10 protein-coding genes are annotated in these 21,016 nt (G+C 56.6%); 9 read left to right on the plus strand and 1 reads right to left on the minus strand.

Annotated elements, in window-relative coordinates:
• Positions 1 to 17: 17 nt before the first annotated feature.
• The gene (locus tag ACAW75_RS00415; protein WP_370726679.1) at positions 18 to 2,117 is read right to left on the minus strand and encodes a beta-galactosidase; all 2,100 of its coding nucleotides are present in this window, start codon (positions 2,115 to 2,117) and stop codon (positions 18 to 20) included.
• A gap of 576 nt (positions 2,118 to 2,693) precedes the next feature.
• Between ACAW75_RS00415 and ACAW75_RS00420 the strand changes: the two genes are divergently transcribed.
• From ACAW75_RS00420 to ACAW75_RS00460, 9 genes are all read left to right on the plus strand, one after another.
• Positions 2,694 to 4,493, plus strand: coding sequence for a glycoside hydrolase family 9 protein (locus ACAW75_RS00420; protein ID WP_370726680.1), 1,800 nt, complete (start codon positions 2,694 to 2,696; stop codon positions 4,491 to 4,493).
• Between the two features lie 102 nt (positions 4,494 to 4,595).
• Complete coding sequence (locus ACAW75_RS00425) at positions 4,596 to 6,542, plus strand: sialate O-acetylesterase (protein ID WP_370726681.1); 1,947 nt, start codon at positions 4,596 to 4,598, stop codon at positions 6,540 to 6,542.
• A 160-nt stretch (positions 6,543 to 6,702) separates the two neighbouring features.
• Positions 6,703 to 9,930: a PQQ-dependent sugar dehydrogenase gene (locus ACAW75_RS00430; protein WP_370726682.1), complete on the plus strand. Its 3,228-nt coding sequence runs from the start codon at positions 6,703 to 6,705 to the stop codon at positions 9,928 to 9,930.
• 105 nt (positions 9,931 to 10,035) lie between these two features.
• The gene (locus ACAW75_RS00435; RefSeq protein WP_370726683.1) at positions 10,036 to 11,178 is read left to right on the plus strand and encodes a glycoside hydrolase family 26 protein; all 1,143 of its coding nucleotides are present in this window, start codon (positions 10,036 to 10,038) and stop codon (positions 11,176 to 11,178) included.
• Between the two features lie 65 nt (positions 11,179 to 11,243).
• Positions 11,244 to 11,558, plus strand: a complete 315-nt coding sequence (rhaM, locus tag ACAW75_RS00440; RefSeq protein ID WP_370726684.1) for an L-rhamnose mutarotase — start codon at positions 11,244 to 11,246, stop codon at positions 11,556 to 11,558.
• 157 nt (positions 11,559 to 11,715) lie between these two features.
• Complete coding sequence (locus tag ACAW75_RS00445) at positions 11,716 to 13,077, plus strand: Gfo/Idh/MocA family protein (RefSeq protein ID WP_370726685.1); 1,362 nt, start codon at positions 11,716 to 11,718, stop codon at positions 13,075 to 13,077.
• 162 nt (positions 13,078 to 13,239) lie between these two features.
• Positions 13,240 to 16,146 carry an exo-beta-1,4-galactosidase gene (locus ACAW75_RS00450; protein ID WP_370726686.1) on the plus strand — a complete coding sequence of 969 codons (2,907 nt, stop codon included), beginning with the start codon at positions 13,240 to 13,242 and terminating at the stop codon, positions 16,144 to 16,146.
• Positions 16,147 to 16,381: 235 nt separating this feature from the next.
• Positions 16,382 to 18,250 carry a rhamnogalacturonan lyase gene (locus ACAW75_RS00455; protein WP_370726687.1) on the plus strand — a complete coding sequence of 623 codons (1,869 nt, stop codon included), beginning with the start codon at positions 16,382 to 16,384 and terminating at the stop codon, positions 18,248 to 18,250.
• Between the two features lie 166 nt (positions 18,251 to 18,416).
• Positions 18,417 to 20,951, plus strand: a complete 2,535-nt coding sequence (locus ACAW75_RS00460; RefSeq protein ID WP_370726688.1) for a glycoside hydrolase family 95 protein — start codon at positions 18,417 to 18,419, stop codon at positions 20,949 to 20,951.
• Positions 20,952 to 21,016: the final 65 nt, after the last annotated feature.

Genomic DNA, 21,016 nt, shown 5'->3' on the forward strand with positions numbered 1-21,016 from the left:
CACAAAACACAGGGGCGCTACTTCTCAACTACAATCTTCACGCCCCAGGGTTCCAGTGGCAAGACCTTATCGTGGTCGATGTTCTCGTTAGACAAGACGTCTACGCCAGTCTGATGTGGGTACGTCAGCTTACTGGTGGTTGCCGAGTAGTTGAAGTAGTAATGCACTGTTTTCCCTTGCCGGTTCACACCGGTTTTCGTGATCAGCGGGAAGGCGATGGCTTGGTCGGCACCCCACACGCCCGCTTTTTTGGCCACGGCTTCGATCACTTTGCCCACGACTTTATCGCTGACCAGACAGCCCAGGTACGTTGCCATGCCTTTGCCGTAGGTATTTTGGGTCACAGCCGCGTAGTTACCCCATACCGGATGATCGTAATAGGCCAGCACCTTCGCCGTGGTGGGCGTGATCAGTTCCATCCAGGTCTTTATCCTGTTTGCTTCGGCACCAACGTCGAACGGGTCGCCTTTCAGCGATACGTTGACGGGGATCGTGAACTGGTCGTAGGTGATGCCGCAGGCTTCGCTGATGACGCCCGGTTGTTTGGCCGTTCGGACCGTTACGTTCTCGTCGGAAAAACCGCTTTTGACCGTGTACAGGATATGCCCGCCATCTTTCACGAACTGGTTGAGCCGTTCCAGCAGGCTGGTGGGCGCGGCGTATAAGGCAGGCACCACCAGCAGGTTGTACTGACCCAGGTTTGTCGACGAGGGATCGACGAAATCGACGCCGATGTTCAGTTTGTACAGGGCGTCGTAATAGGGGCGCAGCATATCGTTGTAGGTTTCCCGGGCACCCCAGCCGAAACTGAACGCGTTGAAGCCAGTCAGCGCTTCGTTGCTGAAGAGTACCGCCACTTTGTTGGTCTTCTTCAGATCGACCAGCATCGGGCTCAGTTTCTGAAAATCACGGCCAATGGTTTTGGCTTCATTGTACGTAGGGTTCGGCTCAAAATCGTGACTCAGCAGGCCTTTCCAGTAGGTTTCGGCCGAAGTATGGATCGAGTGCCAATGCCAGTATTCAAGCATATTTGCCCCTGATGCCAGATGACTGAACGCCTGCAACCGGAGCTGCCCCGGATAGGGTACCCACTGCGGAAAACCCTGCGCCTCGGTTTCGATTACGAAGTAATTCCGGCCCCGCCCCGCCGCATCGACTTTCATGGACCGCGCCAGATCGCCACCCAGCGAAATTTCGATGCCGGTGAACTGGTCCTGCGTGGGGTGGTAAATGTCGATCCCGGCCACATCCATGGCTTTGGCGGCGGCAAAATGATCCACGTCGGTCTGAATACCATAGGAATAACCCCGCCAGTCGAGGTCGAAATTCTGGGTGACGAACTGGCCGGGCTTCCGGTACTCTTTCACGATGGCCGCCTGCCAGGCCAGGTAATCGGTCACCTGCTGCCGCTGAAACTTCGAAAACTCGGCCCGCAAACCGGCGTTGATCGACCCAACCGTCGACGGAAAATCGTCCCAGCTGTTGATGCGGTTACTCCAGTAGTCCAGCCCGAACGCCTTATTGACAGCGTCAAGGGTCTTGAATTTGGCTTTCATGTAGCGCACAAACAGGGCCTGCACCGCCGGACCAACGGTGTTGTAGTGCTTGGTCTCGTTATCGACCTGATAGCCAATAATGGCCGGATGCGCCTTTACGTGTTCCATGATCCTGCGGATCACGCGTTCGGCATGAAAGCGAAAGTGCGGGTTCGTGATGTCCATGTTCTGGCGGACACCGTACTGGTTTTTCCCCTGCGGCGTAATGGCCAGCACGTCCGGGTATTTGCGTACGAGCCAGGTTGGCACCGCGTAGGTCGGCGTGCCAATGATCACCTGAATGCCCGCTTTGTGCATGGCGTTCAACACCCGGTCGATGTGTTTGAAATTGTACACACCATCCTGTGGCTCCACGGTACTCCAGGTCGACTCGGCAATGCGGACCACATTGATGCCCGCTTCCTTCATCATCTGAATGTCTTTATCGAGCCGGTCGTAGGGCATGTATTCATCGTAATAAGCGACGCCAAACAGCAGGTGATCTGCCTTATAGGACTGGGACCGAAGTGGCAGATTGAACAGAAGAAGGACTAGACAGAGCAGGTAGCGACTGGTTTTCATAGGGGATGGGGATGAATCGGGTAGGTATTGTTAGTGTATCGCTGACGCTGGTGTATTGCTGACGCGTGGCCCTTCGACTAGGCCGGTTCGCCGCCGCGATCCCCGACTAGGCCGGTTCGCCGCCGCGATCCCCGACAGGCTCAGGGCCTGGAGCAAAAAGCAATACACCACAGCGCGAAGCAATAGCCACTCATGAAGCAATACGGTAGCGTACAAGTGTATTCAGACAAAGTAGGCTTGCGAATCCCGTTACTCCCGGCAACTCTTCGTTTCGCAAAACTACGCCTTAGGGTTTTCCCTCAATTTTGGCAAAATAGGGTTTACGGTATAAAAGCAGGCCGGAGCGTGTCCTATTTTTGCTATCTAAAGTTCTATTTATTACATATCTGTATGCCTTCTTAGAGAAAACAAAGGCAACTTGTTCTGGTGAGTATAGCCACTCATCCGGCCACTTTCAACATCATATCAAACTTCCGTTTATCCAGATTCGTTAGCCTCACCGCGCTACGGTAACCGAGCCCTGGTAACAGGCACTGTTCGGCATGGTCTCAAAAACGAATACGTTCCCGTATGAATATGTCTCGGCACCTTGCCTTTTGGCTTTTCGGCCCTTGTCTCCTGAGTGCTTTTCAAGTCAACGCACAATCAGCCGTATCCACCGCCATTCGGCTTAACCAGATTGGGTTTTACCCGAATGCGGCCAAGGTAGCCATCATTGCCGATGAGCAGGGTGGCCCTACGGCCCAACCTTTTCAGGTGACGACCGCCGACGGCAAGAAGGTGCTGTTCTCCGGTACGTTGAGCGAGCCACGCAAAAATGCCATTTCCGGCAAAATGGCCCGCACGGCTGATTTTTCGGCCCTGCATACCACAGGTACGTATGTAGTGAACGTACCTGGCCTGGGTCACTCCTACCCCTTTGTTATTCGTCCATCCGTTCATCATGATGTGGCCGTTGGTGCGCTCAAAGGTTTCTATTACCAACGCGCCTCCACCGACCTACCCGAAAAATTCGCCGGACAATGGCATCGCCCGGCGGGCCACCCCGATACGCGGGTGCTCATTCATCCATCGGCGGCATCGGCTAGTCGGCCGGCGGGCACGGTGATCTCGTCGCCCTGGGGGTGGTACGATGCAGGTGATTACAACAAATACATCGTGAACTCGGGCATTTCGATGGGTACGTTACTGTCGCTCTACGAAGACTTCCCCGACTATTGCAAGACCTTGACGACCAACATCCCCGAAAGCAAAAACAGGCTACCTGATCTGCTCGACGAGTCGCTCTGGAACCTGCGCTGGATGATGACCATGCAGGACCCGGCCGACGGCGGTGTGTACCACAAGCTGACCAACGCCAAATTCGATGGCATGGAGATGCCCGACAAGGTGAAGCCAACCGATCGGTACGTGGTACAGAAAAGCGTAACGGCCGCGCTCGACTTTGCCGCGGTGATGGCGCAATCGGCCCGGGTTTTCAAGGCGTATAACCGTGAGCTTACCGGCCTGGCTGATTCGTGTAAAGCCGCTGCCGTGAAGGCCTGGGGCTGGGCCAAACAGAACCCCAACGCCCTGTACAATCAGGATGCGATGAACAAGGAGTTCGACCCTGACGTGGTGACGGGCACCTACGGCGACCGCAATGCCGACGACGAATGGATCTGGGCCGCCGCCGAACTCTATCTGACCACCAACGACGATGCCTATTACACGGCTGTCAACCTGTTTCCCGACGATAAAACGCCATTGCCTTCGTGGCCGCAGGTACGTACCCTGGCCTATTACTCGCTGGCCCGCCTGAGCGATCAGCAAACGCCACGTGGTAAGCAGGATCTGCCCAGGCTGAAAGGCCACCTTACTCAACTCGCCGATCAGTTTCGGCAGGATATGGACAAGCAGGCTTTTCAGACACCGATGGGCAAAACGGCCAGCGATTATAGCTGGGGCAGCAGTGCCGTAGCGGCGAATCAGGGCATCGCACTCATTCAGGCGTACCGACTCACCAATGACGGAACGTACCTGAACGCAGCCCTGGCTAATATGGATTACCTGCTGGGCCGCAACGCCGTTGGCTACTCGTTTGTGACGGGCTTTGGCAGCAAGACACCCATGCACCCGCACCACCGCCCCTCCGTTGCCGACGGAATCGACGCACCCGTTCCGGGCCTGCTCTCTGGCGGCACCAACGCCAATGCCGCCCGACAGGATAAGTGTACGGGGTATACGACAACAGTGGCCGATGAGGTATATCTCGACAATGACTGTTCCTATGCCTCCAACGAAATTGCCATTAACTGGAATGCGCCGCTCGTCTATCTGGCCGCCGCGCTGGAAGCGTTGCAGACTAAGGTGGTCGGTAGTACGGCGAAGAAGTAAGCTTTATTGTGTCGTGTTGCTGACGCACGTGTAGAGACCGGTCCGCCGGTGCGGTCTCTACGGTAGCCGGATGGTTACGCTTAGGCAAAAAACCTCCCCCAAATGAAAACCCGTCTCTCCTTTCTTCTTCTCTTTCTCAGCGGAACCGCCTTTGGCCAGGTACGTATGGCGCGGTTGTTTACCGACCATGTAGTACTGCAACGGCAAAAACCGATTCCGGTCTGGGGCTGGGCCAAACCGCGTGAAGCCGTGACCGTGACGATGGCCGGACAAAAGCAGCAGGCCAAAGCCGACGAGTCTGGTAAATGGCTGGTTCGGTTTACGCCGCTCGAAGCGGGTGGGCCGCACACACTGGCAGCAACGGCCAAATCGGGGTCGGCGACAGCCAGCGACGTGCTCATTGGCGACGTGTGGCTCTGCTCCGGTCAGTCGAACATGGAGTGGACGGTGAAACAGTCGGATAACTTCGCGAAGGAAAAAAAGAACGCCAACTTCCCGCAGATCCGCCACCTCCGCGTCGACCATGAACTGGCTCTGACACCGCAGCAGGAGTTGAAGGCCGGTGCCTGGCAACTAGCCTCGGCCGAGACGGTAGGCGACTTCACGGCGGTCGGCTTTTTCTTTGCCCGTGAACTGTATCAGAAACTGAACATCCCGATCGGGCTGGTGCATTCGTCGTGGGGTGGCTCGCAGGTAGAGGGCTGGATCAGCAGAGAGGGCATGATGAGCAACGACGAGCTACGGCCCACGATTCAGCATTTGCCCACCAGCTGGCCCGCCGCCGACAGCATCATCGACCTGAAACTTCGCAAGAACTTACAGGTACCCGCCAACCTGACCGCTGCCGACGAAGCCAACTACCTCGACCCCGCTTACGATTTCCCTGGCTGGCGCAAATCAGACGCCATTGGGCAGTGGGAATGGAAAGACATGCGTGGCTTCATGGGCCAAGGCTACATGGCCAAAATCGTGACGCTGCCCGACGAAATGGCTACCGAACAGACGACCCTGGCGCTCGCCGAAAACGACAGCCCCACCAAGGTTTACATCAACGGAAAGCTGGTTTCAGAAGGCACCGTTCAGGGCGTGCGAAAGCTGACCATTCCGGCCGGGACCTGGAAAACCGGGGAGAACAAAATCGTGATCAAGCTGGGCAACATGGTCAATCCAAACTGGTACGGCGTAGGGCTGAAAGGATCGGCCGCCGACCTGTATGTGGAAGATCCCTTGCAGCGGATCAGCCTGGGTGGCGAGTGGCGACTGATGCCTGCTTTCGCGGAAAAGCACGAGTACAAACGGTTCATGAACAACGTGGCCATCAGCCTCTACAACGCCATGATTGCCCCGCTGGAGCCAATGGCGATGCGCGGCGTGTTGTGGTATCAGGGCGAGACCAACGCGGGACGGTCGTACCAATACCGGCAATCGTTTCCGCTGCTGATCACCGACTGGCGGAAGAAGTTCGGGCAGGATATGTCGTTCTACTTCGTCCAGCTAACGGAATACGGATCGAACAACAGCAGCAATCAGGGCAGCGGCTGGGCCGAACTCCGCGAAGCACAGACCATGACGCTGAGCCTGCCCAAAACCGGGATGGCCGTGATCACCGACGTGGGTAACCCGAAAGATATTCACCCCACCAACAAGCAGGACGTGGGCCATCGCCTGGCCCTGAACGCCCTGAAACTCGATTACGGCCAGAACGTGAACTACAGCTCGCCCATGTATGAGGGCGTAATGTTCGATGGTAACAAGGCCACCGTCACGTTCAGGCACGTGGGCGACGGGCTGATGGCGAAAGACAAATACGGGTACGTTAGAGGCTTCGAGATTGCCGGCGAGGATAAAGTATTTCACTATGCCACGGCTAACATCCAGGGCAATAAAGTCGTGGTCTCAAACCCAAAAGTACCTAAACCTGTTTCGGTACGGTACGCCTGGTCTGATTCGCCCGATGACGCCAATCTGTTCAGTTCAGACGGCCTGCCCGCCAACTCATTCCGAACCGATACCTGGCCCGGCGTAACGGCTAACGCCAGGTTTGAGTAATTTTTACCCCACCCCTAGCCCCTCCCCTGAAAACAGGGGAGGGGAACAATGCTTTGCTCGCGAGCGAAGCTACTGTAATGCTACTCCCCTCCCCTGTTTTCAGGGGAGGGGCAGGGGGTGGGGTAGCCAACCTTAATACAACCAATTTCCCTGTCAACTTATGACTACCCCTAAAGACTCATTTCGTCCCCTGATCACATCCGCCTTCAGCGCGTTGCTGCTTGTGCTGCTGATCAGCTGGACCAGTAAGAAGACCGATAAGGTACTGATCTTCTCGAAAAACGCGGATAATCAGCAGGCGGCGGCAGCGGCGGCGGGTACGTTGATGACCCTCGCCGAGAAAGCAGGCATCGACGTAGACACGACGACGAACGGCGACTATATCACCGAAGATTCGCTGACCAACTACCGGGCCGTGATCTTCCTGAATACGTCGCAGGATGTGCTCTTCACCAACCAGCAGGCCGACGTGGAGCGGTTTGTGCAGGCGGGTGGCGGACTGGGCTTCATCAACACGCCCGGTTTCACGAAATACCAGTGGGCCTGGTATCAGGATATGCTGGCGGCCAACCAGATTCAGCCGTCGCAGGCACCGTTCTCCATCGGTAAACCGTTCGATGGGGGGCGCGTATTCTACATGGCTACGGGTGCCAATGGCTTTGCGGATGAAAGTCTGGCCAAGTCGCTGATGGAAGGCGTCAAATTCCTTCAGGAAGGGTCGGCGCTGAACTACCGTGTCGCCCACTCGAACCGCGTGCCGGAAGAAAACCGCTTCACATCGACCATTCTTGAGTCGTACATGGATGAGCCGATCGAGATGGAAGTGCTGTCGGACGGGCGGGTACTGTTCGTGGAGCGGAAGGGCATGATCAAACTGTATGACCCGACCGCCAAAGCGACAAAGACGATCAACAAGCTGCCCGTGCACATTACGGGTAATTATGAAGACGGCCTCCTGGGCATGGAACTGGACCCCAAATTCGACCAGAACCACTACGTCTACCTCTATTATTCGCCGGTTGGCGCAAAGCCCGTACAGAACCTGTCGCGGTTCGTCTTCACCGGCGACAGCCTGAACATGAGTTCAGAAAAGATTGTGATGCAGGTGCCCGTTCAGCGCGAAACCTGCTGCCACTCGGCGGGTAACGTCTACTTCGGCCCAGACGGCAACCTTTACCTCTCGACCGGCGACAATACCAGCTCCAAAGAGTCAGACGGCTTCTCGCCACTCGACGAACGGCCGGGTCGCGCGCCGTTCGACTCGCAGAAATCGTCGGGCAATGCCAATGATCTGCGCGGCAAAATCCTGCGTATCCACGTGGAAAACGACGGGTCGTATACCATACCCGATGGCAACCTGTTCCCCAAAGACGGGTCGCAGGGCAAGCCTGAAATTTACGTGATGGGTGCCCGGAACCCGTATCGTATCTGGGTCGACAAGCGCGGTTTTCTGTACTGGGGCGACGTTGGTCCCGATGGCGGTGTAGCCAGTGAGCGTGGTCCGAAGAGCCAGGACGAGTGGAATCAGGCGCGGAAACCGGGCAACTTCGGCTGGCCGTATTTCGTGGGCGATAATAAAGCCTATGCTGATTTCGACTTTGCTACCAACAAAAGCGGCCCACTGTTTAACCCCGACCAGCCCGTCAACGAGTCACCAAACAACACGGGCACCAAAAATCTGCCCCCCGCGCAGAAGGCCATGATCTGGTATCCGTACGACAAATCGACGGAGTTCCCGATGTTGGGCACCGGTTCGCGTTCAGCCATGGCGGGTCCGTTTTATGATGCGAATGACTACAAGTCGGCGGTGAAATTACCAGCCTATTATAACAATAAGCAATTCATCTACGAATGGGCCCGCAACTGGATCAAGGTGCTGACCTACGCAGATAACGGCGACCTGAAACAGATCGAATCGTTCCTGCCTACCTCGTTCGTGTCGAAGCCCATCGACATGAAGTTCGGCAAAGACGGAGCCATGTATGTGCTGGCTTACGGCATGAACTACTTCGCCCGCAACCCCGATTCGCAGTTGATCCGCATTGAATACACGGAAGGCAACCGCCGCCCGGTGGCGAAAGTGAACGTATCGAAAACCGTTGGTGCGGCTCCGTTAACGGCCGTGTTGTCGGCGAAAGAGTCGTTCGACTACGACCGGGGCGACAAGCTAACGTACCTGTGGGAGTCGGGCAATGGCCAGAAATCGACGGCGATGGCCCCCTCGTTCACCTACGCTAAACCCGGCGTGTATCACCCGAAACTGACCGTTACCGACGCCGAAGGGCAGAAAGCAACCACCGAACTGACCATCAAAGTAGGCAACGAAATGCCGCAGGTCGATGTGGCGTTGCGGGGCAACCGCAGTTTCTATTTCGACAAAACGCCGCTGGCCTACACGGTATCGGTGAAAGACAAAGAAGATGGTACGCTGGCCAAGGGCATCACGCCGAAGCAGGTAAAATTCGCGGTGGATTACCTCGCCGAAGGCAAAGACCTGGCCCTGCTGACATCGAACCAGAACGGCGACGGTTCGGTGAAAAACCTGCGCGGCAAGGAGCTGCTGACCAACAGCGACTGTAAAGCCTGCCACGCCATGAGCGCCAAGTCGATCGGGCCTGCGCTGATGGAGGTGTCGAAGCGGTATCATCCGGCGGGCGAATCGGCGGTAGACATGCTGGCGAAGAAGATCATCACGGGTGGTAACGGTAACTGGGGCAAGAACGTAATGTCGGCCCACCCCCAGCACACCGAAGCCGAAACTGGTGAAATGGTCCGCTATATTCTGTCGCTGACCGACGTGGCGCCAAAGAGCCTGCCCTTGCAGGGAACCTACCCACTGACGCAGCACATGAGCGGCAACGAAACAGGTAGCTACGTCATTTCGGCGAGCTACACGGATAAGGGCAACCCCGTTACCGGCCCGCTAACGGGTCGTAAACTGATGATCCTGCGCAACCCACGCGTACAGGCCGAGGCCTATGAACTGGGCACGGGTGTTGACCGGAAACACCAGGACGGCAGCAATCAAAGCTGGGTGGGCGACATCAAGGACGGTTCGTTTATCGCGTTCAAAGGCATTGACCTGACCACTATCGGTGCGCTGGATATCAGTGCCGCCACCGTTGCGGCACGCGGCGGACGCATTGAGATACGTACCCAATCGCCAACGGGTAAGTTGTTAGGAACGGCTACCGTATCGGCCGCCAATGCCCCCTCGGGCGTAAAGGGTCCGGGCTGGCAAACCGTCACGGCACCGATTGCCTCGACCAGCGGAGTGCAGGACATTTACCTGGTCTTCCGCAACGATGAGGTCAAAGACAAAAACATGCTTCTCGTCGACTGGATTCTGTTCAAGAAAGACAATTCCTCGTCGGTTTCGGGGCGGTAGGCCTTTTTAGTGGGTATGGCTTTGCGCTGGTGAGTATTGCTGACGCAAAGCCATACCCACTATCCAAACTCAAAACGTCACTAAAAACTTCCTCTTCATCGATCCATGCGCACTTATTTCCTGTTTGTTAGCCTATTCGTAGCCATAGTCGCTCAGGCGGCACCCAAACCAAAACTGATCGACCCGAATGCGACGAAGGAAACAAAGGCCCTGTATTATAATCTGAACAAACTGTCGCGGAAGCACATCATGTTTGGCCATCAGCACGCCACCGAGTATGGCCACGGCTGGATGGGCGATGCCAATCGCTCTGACGTAAAATCGGTCAGCGGGTCGCACCCAGCGGTAATTGGGGTTGACTTCAGCGGGTTATCGGGCCGGTCGGCGGAGGCCATCGAGCGCACAAAAGCGTCGCTGCGGAAAGACATCGCCGCTACATATGATCGGGGTGGCGTGACGACCGTGGCCTGGCATTTCTCGAATCCGGTGACGCCAAAAACAGGGTTTTACTGGAAAGATTCGGTATCAGCCCCGGCCGTTCCCGACCTCATTCCGGGTGGGTCTCATCATCAACAATACAAGGACATTCTGAAAACGGTAGCCGATCTGGCCAACACGGCCAAAGGCGCCGACGGCAAGCTCGTGCCGATGCTGTTCCGGCCTTACCATGAGTTCGACGGCGGCTGGTTCTGGTGGGGCAAACCGCACTGCTCGCAGCAGGATTTCACGTCACTCTGGCGCTTTACGGTAACGTACCTGCGCGACAGCCTGCAGGTCCATAATTTCATCTACACCTTCTCGCCCGATTGCCTGTTCCGCACCGAAGCCCAATACCTGGAGCGCTACCCCGGCGATGAGTGGGTCGATATGGTCGGCGTTGACAACTACGCCGACTTCGGCCGGAACGGCAAATACAATGTGGACGCGGGTATTGCCAAACTCAAGATCGTGTCGGATTACGCCCAGAAAGCCGGTAAACTCGCCGCCTTTACCGAGACCGGCTTGGAGTCGATTCCCGATACAACCTGGTGGACAAGCACTTTACTGCGGGCTCTGAAAGCCGAGAAAATGAAGCTCGCTTATGTGCTGGTGTGGCGCAATGATACGCGCAGCCCGACTCACTTCTACGCCCCCTACCCCGGCCAGGCCAGCGTCTCCGATTTCATGCAGTTCTACCAGGACCCATACACGCTGTTCGAGACTGACCTGCACCATGTGTACCGCCGAAAAAAATGGCTGATTTTCTGACAGACTCATACTAATAGCCGGTCATTGCTTAGGTTTATGGGCAGTAAACGTACCAGAAACCGACTATGGAAGAAATAGCCTTCACCATGCACTTGAAACCCGGCGTTGTGGCCGAATACAAACGTCGCCACGACGAAATCTGGCCGGAGCTGTCGGCAGCACTGACGGAAGCAGGTATCCGGGATTACTCAATTTACTTAGACCCTGCCTCAGGTACGTTGTTCGCCGTGCAGAAACGGTTGCCAGGCCACACCGCCGATGCGCTGCCCGACCTGCCCGTCATGAAACGCTGGTGGGCCTACATGGCCGATCTGATGGACACCAACCCGGATAATTCACCCGTCGCCAGGCCGCTGGAGCCAATCTTCCACGCTGATTAGTAGCTCGCTCAGGCAGGTAGGTACGGGAAGGTTAGGCGGTTGGGGAAAGTAGATTTGTAAGAAAAAAGTTTACGGGTTGCTGTTTACCGTTTTCTGTTGCGCTGCTAAGTAGCGGAGTAACAGCAAACGGTAAACAGCAACCCGTAAACAGAAGAATATGTCGACCGAAAACCTCAGCCGTAGAAATTTCATTCAACAGTCGGCCGTAGCTACGGCAGGCCTGCTGTCGGCCAGTAGTGTAGCCGCTATAGCCGCATCAATTGACCCAACATCGGCGGTAAAACGCCGGGTAGCCATGGTCGGAACCGGTCACCGGGGCACCAGCATGTGGGGTGTACCCGTCGCGAAAGAGTTTGGCGATGTGGTTGAGTTCGTGGGGCTTTGCGACAAGAACCCTGGCCGGGCCGAAACGGCGCGGAAGATGCTGAACGTGACCTGCCCGCTCTATACCGATTTCGATACGATGATGAAGGAGGCAAAACCCGACCTGCTCATTGTCACGACGGTCGACGCTACGCACGATCAGTTCATCATCAAAGGCATGGAAATGGGCGCGGACATCATCACCGAGAAGCCGATGACGACCGACGAAAGCAAGTGCAATGCCATTCTGGAAGCCGAGCGCCGAACGGGCAAAAAAGTAACCGTGACGTTCAACTACCGGTATTCGCCGCATCGCCAGAAACTCTACGAAATCCTCCGCGCCGATACGATTGGGAAGGTGACGTCGGTTGATTTTCACTGGTATCTGGATGTAAAACACGGGGCCGATTATTTCCGTCGCTGGCACCGGCTGCGCGAAAACAGTGGCTCACTTTGGGTGCACAAGGCCAGCCACCATTTCGACCTGCTGAACTGGTGGCTCGAATCAGAACCACAGACGGTTTACGCTCAGGCGTCGCTCGATAATTATGGCAAGAATGGACCCTTCCGTTCCACGAACTGCCGCCCCTGCCAGTTTAAAGACAAATGCTCGTTCTATTACGACATGACCAAAGACAAGCGTCTGATGGCCCTGTACGCCGATAACGAGAAGTTCGACGGCTACCTGCGCGACGGTTGTGTGTATAAAGAAGACATCAATATCTTCGACAAGATGGCGGCCACGATTCACTACGCCAACGGCGTGAATGTGGCTTATTCGCTCACCACCTATTCGCCTTACGAAGGCTACCGCATCGCGTTCAACGGTACCAAAGGCCGCGTTGAAGCCTGGATTAAAGAGACGGGGGCCATGACACTGGAACCATACGACGAGATCATGATCTCGCACAACTTCGGCAAAATCGAGACCATCCGCGTACCACAGGCCGACGGCCACGGCGGTGGCGATGCCCGTCTACGCGACAAGATTTTCCGGAATCCGCAGGCGGCCGATACCTTCCGCCAGTCGGCGGGTAGCCGTGACGGGGCCATGGCGATTCTGGTTGGCATTGCCGCCCGCAAAAGCGTCGATTCCGGACAGCCGGTCAACATCGCTGATTTAACCGGACTGAAGCCGCTGGCAGTAAAGGGCTAGGTACGTTGCTGACCCATGTTTATTGCTTTTGCGCGATAGGTTGCTTTCGCGTGCGGTGTGGCTTCGCGTTGGTATCGTGCTACCATGCCCCGTTGTCGCTTGCCTGTGGCGAGTGACAACGGGCTATACCAACACTTGCCGTTTCTTTTTACACCTCTCCCAATGCTCAACTCGTTACGAACGCTTTTGCTGATCAGCTTCATTCTGCTATCATTCAGCAGTATAGCTGCTCCAACCCCTATCGCCCTCAAAGGGCAATGGCGGTTCCGCACCGACCCGACCGATGTAGGTGTGGCCGAGAAATGGTTTGGTACCACGCTGCCGGAAACCATTAAGCTGCCGGGCTCGATGCTCGAGAACGACAAGGGCGACAAGGTGACACTGAACACGCAGTGGACGGGCAGCATCTACGATAGTTCGTGGTACTTCAACCCGCGCATGGCCCGGTACCGCCGGCCGGATAACCTTAAATTTCCGTTCTGGCTAACACCCGCGAAGTACTACGTTGGGGCAGCCTGGTACCAGAAAGACGTGACCATACCGCCCACCTGGGCGGGACAACACGTTACGCTGGTGCTGGAACGGGCGCATACCGAGACTCGCGTCTGGGTAGATGACAAAGAAATCGGCCTGCAAAACAGCATGGTCGTGGCGCATGAATATGACCTCAGCAGCACCCTGACGCCCGGCAAACACACCATTACCATCCGCATTGATAACCGCATCAAGGAAATCAACGTCGGCAAAGATTCACACAGCCTGACTGACCATACGCAGGGTAACTGGAACGGCATTGTCGGCAAGCTCGAACTCCGCGCCGAAGCCCCCGTCTGGTTCGACGACGTGCAGGTATATCCCGATCTGGCCAACAAGCGGGCGCGGGTGAAACTGACCGTTCACCGCTTACAAAAACAACCCCTATCGGGGACGATCACGCTCGCGGCCGTTAGTTTCAACACGCCCGTGAAGCAGTCGGTGAAGCCGCTGACCGTGCCCGTAACCCTGGATGGAGCCGAGAAAGTAGTGGAGATCGACTTACCAATGGGCGATAAAGTATTGACCTGGGATGAGTTCGACCCGGCCCTGTACCGGCTGACAGCCACGATCAAAACGGCCAGTGGCCTACAGAGTAACAGGCAGGTGTCGTTCGGCATGCGCGAGTTCGGTATTAGTGGCACCCGGTTCACGGTGAACGGTCGCCCAACGTTTTTGCGCGGAACGGTGGAAAACTGCCAGTTTCCGCTGACGGGCTACGCACCAATGGACGTAGCGGCCTGGGTACGTGTCTACAGGATCGCCAGGAGATACGGGCTGAATCACATGCGGTTCCACTCATATTGTCCGCCCGAGGCAGCGTTTGAGGCAGCCGATCTGGTTGGCTTCTACCTGCAGCCCGAAGGGCCAAGCTGGGCCAACCACGGGTCGTCTCTCGGCGATGGGCACCCCATCGACCAGTTCATTTACGACGAAACAAACCGAATGGGTAAGGCGTATGGCAACTACGCGTCATACTGCCTGCTGGCCTACGGCAACGAGCCCCGGGGCGGCAAGCAGGCGCAGTATCTGGCCAAATTCATCAACTACTGGAAAGCGAAAGATCCGCGTCGAAAATACACGGGAGCGTCGGTAGCGATGAGCTGGCCGCTGGTGCCCGAAAATGAATACATGATCAAGTCGGGGCCGCGGGGCTTGCCCTGGAATCAGCTTCCCGAAAGCAAGGGTGATTACCGGAGTAAGATCGCCGATTTCAGGGTGCCGTACGTAACGCACGAACTGGGCCAGTGGTGCGTATTCCCGAACTTCAACGAGATCAAGAAGTACACGGGCGTGTATAAGGCGAAGAACTTTGAACTGTTTCAGGAAGACCTCGCCGATCGCGGTATGGCCGATCTGGGCGATGATTTCCTGCTGGCGACGGGCAAATTGCAGGTCCTGAGCTACAAGACCGAACTGGAAATGGCCCTCCGTACGCCGGGCTCGGCTGGCTTCCAGATGCTGTCATTGAACGATTACTCGGGGCAGGGCACCGCGCTGGTTGGCCTGCTCGACCCGTTCTGGGACGAAAAAGGCTACCTGACTGCCCCCGAATTTACCCGCTTCTGCGCCCCGACCGTGCTACTGGCCCGTCTGCCCAAGTTCGTTTACAAAGCCAACGAAACCCTACAGGCGGATCTGGAAGTGTGCCATTTCGGAAAGGCCGCCCTGACTGACGTAACCATCAACTGGACGATTACCAACGCAGAGAAAAAGATCATGCCGGCCAGTGGGGACATTGAACTGGCGACCATTCCAATTGGCAGCAACAACGCGATCGGCACCATTTCGGTGCCGTTAGGCCGCTTCACTAAAGCAGAGAAGCTGACACTCACCGTCTCCATCGTGGGTACGTCGATCACCAACGATTGGGACATCTGGGTGTACCCGACTACCGTGGCCGAGGCTAAAACCGACGCTATTTATTTCTGTACGGAACTGGATGCAAAAGCCGAGGAAACGTTGAAAAATGGTGGAAAGGTCTTTCTGCAGGCGGCGGGTAAGATCGAAAAAGGCAAAGAAGTGGTGCAGCAACTGGCCCCGGTCTTCTGGAACACGTCGTGGTTCAAGATGCGTCCGCCCCACACGCTGGGCTTCCTGGTCGACCCCAGCCATCCCGCCTTCGCCGATTTCCCGACCGAGTATCACAGTAACCTGCAATGGTGGGAAATTGTGAACAAGGCGCAGGTAATGAACCTCGAAGATTTCCCGCTCTCGTTCCGTCCGCTGGTACAGCCGATCGATACCTGGTTTTTGAACCGTCGACTGGGGCTGATTCTCGAAACACGCGTTGGCACCGGTAAGCTCATGCTGTGCAGCGCCGACCTGACGAGCGACCCCGCCAATCGGCCGGTGGCGCGGCAACTACTTCACAGCCTGACACAGTATATGCAATCGGACAAATTCAATCCGAAAGAATCCGTCGAGCTATCGGTGGTGAAAGCCCTGTTCACGACGCCCTCGCAGGATACGTTCAAAGCGTATACGGCCGACGCACCGGATGAGCTAAAAACGAAAGCGCAGTTAAAGTATTGATTGGTGAATCAAACCTATAAGGCCTTTTTGAGACCTTACAGGTTTACTGCCGTTATCGCTTGCCTGTGGCGAGTGACGACTATCTGTAGGGCCTCTGGCCCGTTGGGTAATCATTACCGATGTTAGCCGCCGTTTGGTTTCACTAGCTATGTCCGGGCCATAGGCCCTGCTGATAATGGTCACTCGCCACAGGCAAGCGACAACGGTAGTAAAAACCCCTAACTCCCCAGCCCCCATGCTACGAAAACTAACTTTTCTGCTGTTCATTGGCTTTCTTCCCGCCATCACGGTTGCCCAACGCCAGATGGAGCGCCTGAACCGGGGCGTGGTGGCCGTTCGGACGAGTGCCGATGAAGTTTATGTAGGCTGGCGGCTCTTCGGGACAGATCCGGCCAACACGGCGTTCAATGTGTATCGGGGAAAAACGAAGATCAATGCGTCGCCCATTACGGCTGCCACGAACCTGATCGACAAGACCAGTTCGTCAGCTACGTATACGGTTCGGCCTGTGATCAATGGGAAAGAGCAGACACCCTCAGAAGGGGCGCAGGTATGGACGAAAAACTACCTCACGATCCCGATTCAGGCACCGGCCAGTGGCACAACAACTACCGGACAGGCCTACAGCTACGCTGCCAATGATTGCAGCGTAGGTGATCTGGACGGTAACGGCGATTATGAAATTGTGGTGAAGTGGGACCCGTCGAACGCCAAAGACAATTCGCAGGCGGGCATCACCGGCAACGTATTTCTGGATGGCTACAAACTGAACGGAACCCGACTGTGGCGCATCGACCTGGGGCGGAACATCCGGGCGGGGGCGCACTACACGCAGTTTATGGTCTACGATCTGGATAGCGATGGCAAGGCAGAAATTGCCTGCCGAACTGCTGATGGTACCGTTGACGGAAAAGGCCAGGTCATTGGCGATGCTACTGCCGACCACCGCAACGAGAAAGGCTTCATTCTGAAAGGGCCTGAATTCCTGACCCTGTTCAACGGACAAACGGGGGCGGCTATGGCCAGCGTAACGTACCTGCCCCGGCGCGACCCCGAAGGCGGCAATAACCCAACCGACGACCAGATGCGCGCCACCTGGGGCGATGCCAGCGGCAACCGCATCGATCGTTTTATCGCAACGGTGGCGTATCTCGACGGCCAACGGCCCAGCCTGGTTATGGGGCGTGGGTATTACACCCGGCTGGTTCGCGTGGCGTGGGACTGGCGCAACGGCAGGTTAACCCAACGCTGGGTATTCGACAGCGACTCGTCGCCCGAAAACCGGGCCTATCGTAGTCAGGGCAATCACCAGCTAACGACCGGCGATGTGGATGACGACGGAAAAGACGAAATCATCAACGGGGCCAGCGTGATCGATGATGACGGTAGGGGCCTATATGCCAACGGACTGGGTCACGGCGATGCATTGCATATGAGCGACATGGACCCCGACCGGCCCGGTCAGGAAATCTGGCAATGCCATGAGTCGCCGCGTTCGTATGGAGACTATGGCCTTGAGTTTCGTGATGCCAGAACAGGGCAGCCACTCTGGGGCGTACCGGGTACTGGCGATATTGGCCGGAGCCTCGCCGCCGACATTGATCCGACGCACAAAGGCTACGAATGCTGGGGCGCTACCGGCGGTCTTTATGATTGCAAAGGCCAGCAAATTGGTGTCGCAAAGCCACCGGTCAACTTCGCCATCTGGTGGGATGGTGACCTGTCGCGCGAGTTGCTCGACGGGCCGCGCGTCAGCAAATGGGACCCGGCAACAAATACCAATAACCGGCTTTTCTCTGCTTTCGATGTGGCAGACGGCGTGTCGAACAATAGCACAAAAGCTAACCCCGGCGTGACCGCCGATTTACTGGGCGACTGGCGCGAAGAGATCGTTTACCGAAACAGTACTAGCACTGCACTGCTGTTGTTCACGACCACCAACCTTACCGGCACCCGACTGTTTACGCTCATGCACGACGCGCAGTACCGCGTGGCCGTAGCGCATCAGAATTCAGCCTACAACCAGCCGCCACACCCCAGCTTCTATCTGGGAACCGATATGGCCATGCCGCCACAGCCAGCCATTGTAACGAAACTGAAGTAATGGTGCGGCTTCGCCTTATTGTGTATGGCTGACACCCAGGCGCAGGGCCCAGCGAAAGCAACCTATAGCGAGAAGCAACTACAACGCGACAACAAATCGAGCCGATCTAAGTAAACGCGGTGTTACGCGGCCCTTTACGTTCACAAACTTGCTTTCTCTTTAACGGATGATACGACTACCTTTTCTTACTCTTTTCCTGCTTCTATCGTTTGCCTCGTTTGGCCAAAAAACGCAGATACTCTGGTACAAACAACCCGCCCGAAACTGGAACGAGGCCCTGCCTGTTGGTAATGGTCGACTGGGGGTGATGGTGTTTGGGAAGGTGACCGAAGACCTGTTGCAACTCAATGAAGAAACGCTCTGGTCGGGTGGGCCGGTAAACCGAAACCCCAATCCGGGTGTGGCCAAGTACCTGCCCGAAGTACGTGAAGCCCTGTTCCGCGAAGATTACGCCCAGGCTGCTAAACTGACGCAGAAGATTCAGGGGCTCTACTCCGACGCTTACCAGCCACTGGGTGATCTGTTGCTGAAACAGACCCTGACCGGCACCGCCACCAACTACTACCGGGACCTGAACATCACGAATGCCACCGCCACCACCCGCTTCACCGTCGATGGTGTGGCCTATACCCGCGAAATCTTCGTCTCGGCACCCGATCAGGTGATCGTTATCCGGCTTACGGCGAACAAAAAAGGAGCCCTGAATTTTACCGCCGTTACGCGCAGTCCGCACCCCATGTCGAAAACGGTACCGGGCCGGGATGAACTGGTTATGCGCGGTAAAGCTCCGGCCCATTCCGATCCAAACTATGTCAATTACAACAAACAGGCCGTGATCTATACCGACAGTACGGGCTGTAAGGGTATGCGCTTCGACTGGCGGGTAAAAGTAAAATCGACTGATGGACAAACGTCGACCGACACGGCTGGGATTCGGGTTCAGAACGCCACCGAAGCGGTTTTGTACGTGACAGCCGCGACCAGTTTCAACGGTTTCGATAAATGCCCCGACAGCGACGGACGCGACGAGAAGAAACTGGCGGAGACGTACCTGACCAAAGCGATGGCCAAAGCGGCCACCCTGATTCGCCGCGATCATATTGCCGACTACCAGAAGCTGGCCAACCGCATGAGCCTAACGCTCAATGGGGAGGCCGCCCCGGTGGATCTACCGATGGATGAGCGCCTGAAACGCTACACCGACGGAGCCGCCGATCCGGCGTTGGAAAGCCTCTACTTTGCGTTTGGACGTTACCTGCTCATCTCATCATCGCGGCCTAAAACGGCGGGTAAGTTCAGTATCCCGGCCAATTTGCAGGGAATCTGGAATCCGATGGTTCGGCCACCGTGGAGCAGCAACTTCACCACCAACATCAACGCGGAAATGAATTATTGGCCCGCCGAGATGACCAACCTGTCGGAACTGCACACGCCCCTGCTCGACTGGATCGGTAACATGGCCGCAACCGGCCGCGAAACGACGAAGAATTTCTATAACATGCGTGGCTGGACGGTGCACCACAACTCCGATATCTGGGGCCTGTCGAATCCCGTGGGCGATAAAGGGAAAGGCAGTCCGTCGTGGGCCAACTGGGCCATGGGCGGTGCCTGGTTAAGTCAGCATCTATGGGATCATTACGCCTACACGGGCGACCGGACGTACCTGAAAAGCTACGCCTACCCGCTCATGAAAGACGCCGCCCAGTTCTGCCTGGATTGGCTGGTCGACGACCAGAAGGGGCATCTGGTGACGGCTCCGTCGACATCGCCCGAGAACGTGTTCATCACCGAAAAAGGCGAGAAAAATTCCGTTTCGGTGGCGACTACGATGGATATGGCCCTGATCTGGGATGTGTTCAGCAACGTTGTTCAGGCGTCGGAACAGTTGAACGTCGACGCTGATTTCCGGCAGAAACTGCTCGAGGCGAAGAAGAAGCTATTCCCGCTGCAAATTGGCAAGAAGGGCAACCTCCAGGAATGGTATAAAGACTGGACCGACGAAGACCCGCAACACCGGCATGTATCCCATCTATACGCCCTGCACCCCGGCCGGGAAGTGTCGCCCCTAACCACACCCGCCCTGGCCGACGCCGCCCGCAAAACGCTCGAGATTCGGGGCGACGATGGTACAGGCTGGAGCAAATCGTGGAAGATTAATTTCTGGGCCAGGCTGCACGACGGCAATCATGCCTATAAACTCCTGCGCGAACTGCTGAAGCTGACCGGCATGGAAGGCACCAACTACAACAAAGGCGGCGGCACGTACCCAAACCTGCTCTGCGCCCACCCGCCATTCCAGATCGATGGTAACTTCGGCGGCACGTCGGGCATCGGCGAGATGCTGTTACAAAGCCACGATGGTGTACTGAACCTGCTGCCCGCCCGTCCTGATGCCTGGTCGTCGGGTGAGGTGAAAGGCCTGAAAGCACGCGGCGGCTACGAACTCGACATGACCTGGGCCAATGGCAAGCTGACGCGTGTCGTGGTCCACTCAGCCCTGGGCGGTAACTGCCGGTTACGAGTACCGGGTACGTTGATTGCGGCCGGTTTAAAGTCTGCTACCAGTACGAACCCTAACCCATTTTACGCCTTACCCGACAGCCAATACCGCACCCAGACGCCGGAAACTGCCACCAACGGAGCTACGGTGTATGATCTGGCAACCGTAGCGGGGAAGACGTATGTGCTGGTAGGGAAGTAACGTTTTGCTTGCGCTGTAGTGTATTGCTTCGCGAGCTAGGCCCTTCGACTAGGCCGGTTCGCCGT

This window comes from Fibrella arboris (assembly GCF_041321095.1).
Taxonomy (GTDB): Bacteria; Bacteroidota; Bacteroidia; order Cytophagales; family Spirosomataceae; genus Fibrella; species Fibrella arboris.

Bases quoted from the DNA above. Each gene is read 5' to 3' on its own strand.
- ACAW75_RS00415 (WP_370726679.1), bottom strand. From the start codon at position 2,117: ATGAAAACCAGTCGCTACCTGCTCTGTCTAGTCCTTCTTCTGTTCAAT.
- ACAW75_RS00420 (WP_370726680.1), top strand. From the start codon at position 2,694: ATGTCTCGGCACCTTGCCTTTTGGCTTTTCGGCCCTTGTCTCCTGAGT.
- ACAW75_RS00425 (WP_370726681.1), top strand. From the start codon at position 4,596: ATGAAAACCCGTCTCTCCTTTCTTCTTCTCTTTCTCAGCGGAACCGCC.
- ACAW75_RS00430 (WP_370726682.1), top strand. From the start codon at position 6,703: ATGACTACCCCTAAAGACTCATTTCGTCCCCTGATCACATCCGCCTTC.
- ACAW75_RS00435 (WP_370726683.1), top strand. From the start codon at position 10,036: ATGCGCACTTATTTCCTGTTTGTTAGCCTATTCGTAGCCATAGTCGCT.
- rhaM (WP_370726684.1), top strand. From the start codon at position 11,244: ATGGAAGAAATAGCCTTCACCATGCACTTGAAACCCGGCGTTGTGGCC.
- ACAW75_RS00445 (WP_370726685.1), top strand. From the start codon at position 11,716: ATGTCGACCGAAAACCTCAGCCGTAGAAATTTCATTCAACAGTCGGCC.
- ACAW75_RS00450 (WP_370726686.1), top strand. From the start codon at position 13,240: ATGCTCAACTCGTTACGAACGCTTTTGCTGATCAGCTTCATTCTGCTA.
- ACAW75_RS00455 (WP_370726687.1), top strand. From the start codon at position 16,382: ATGCTACGAAAACTAACTTTTCTGCTGTTCATTGGCTTTCTTCCCGCC.
- ACAW75_RS00460 (WP_370726688.1), top strand. From the start codon at position 18,417: ATGATACGACTACCTTTTCTTACTCTTTTCCTGCTTCTATCGTTTGCC.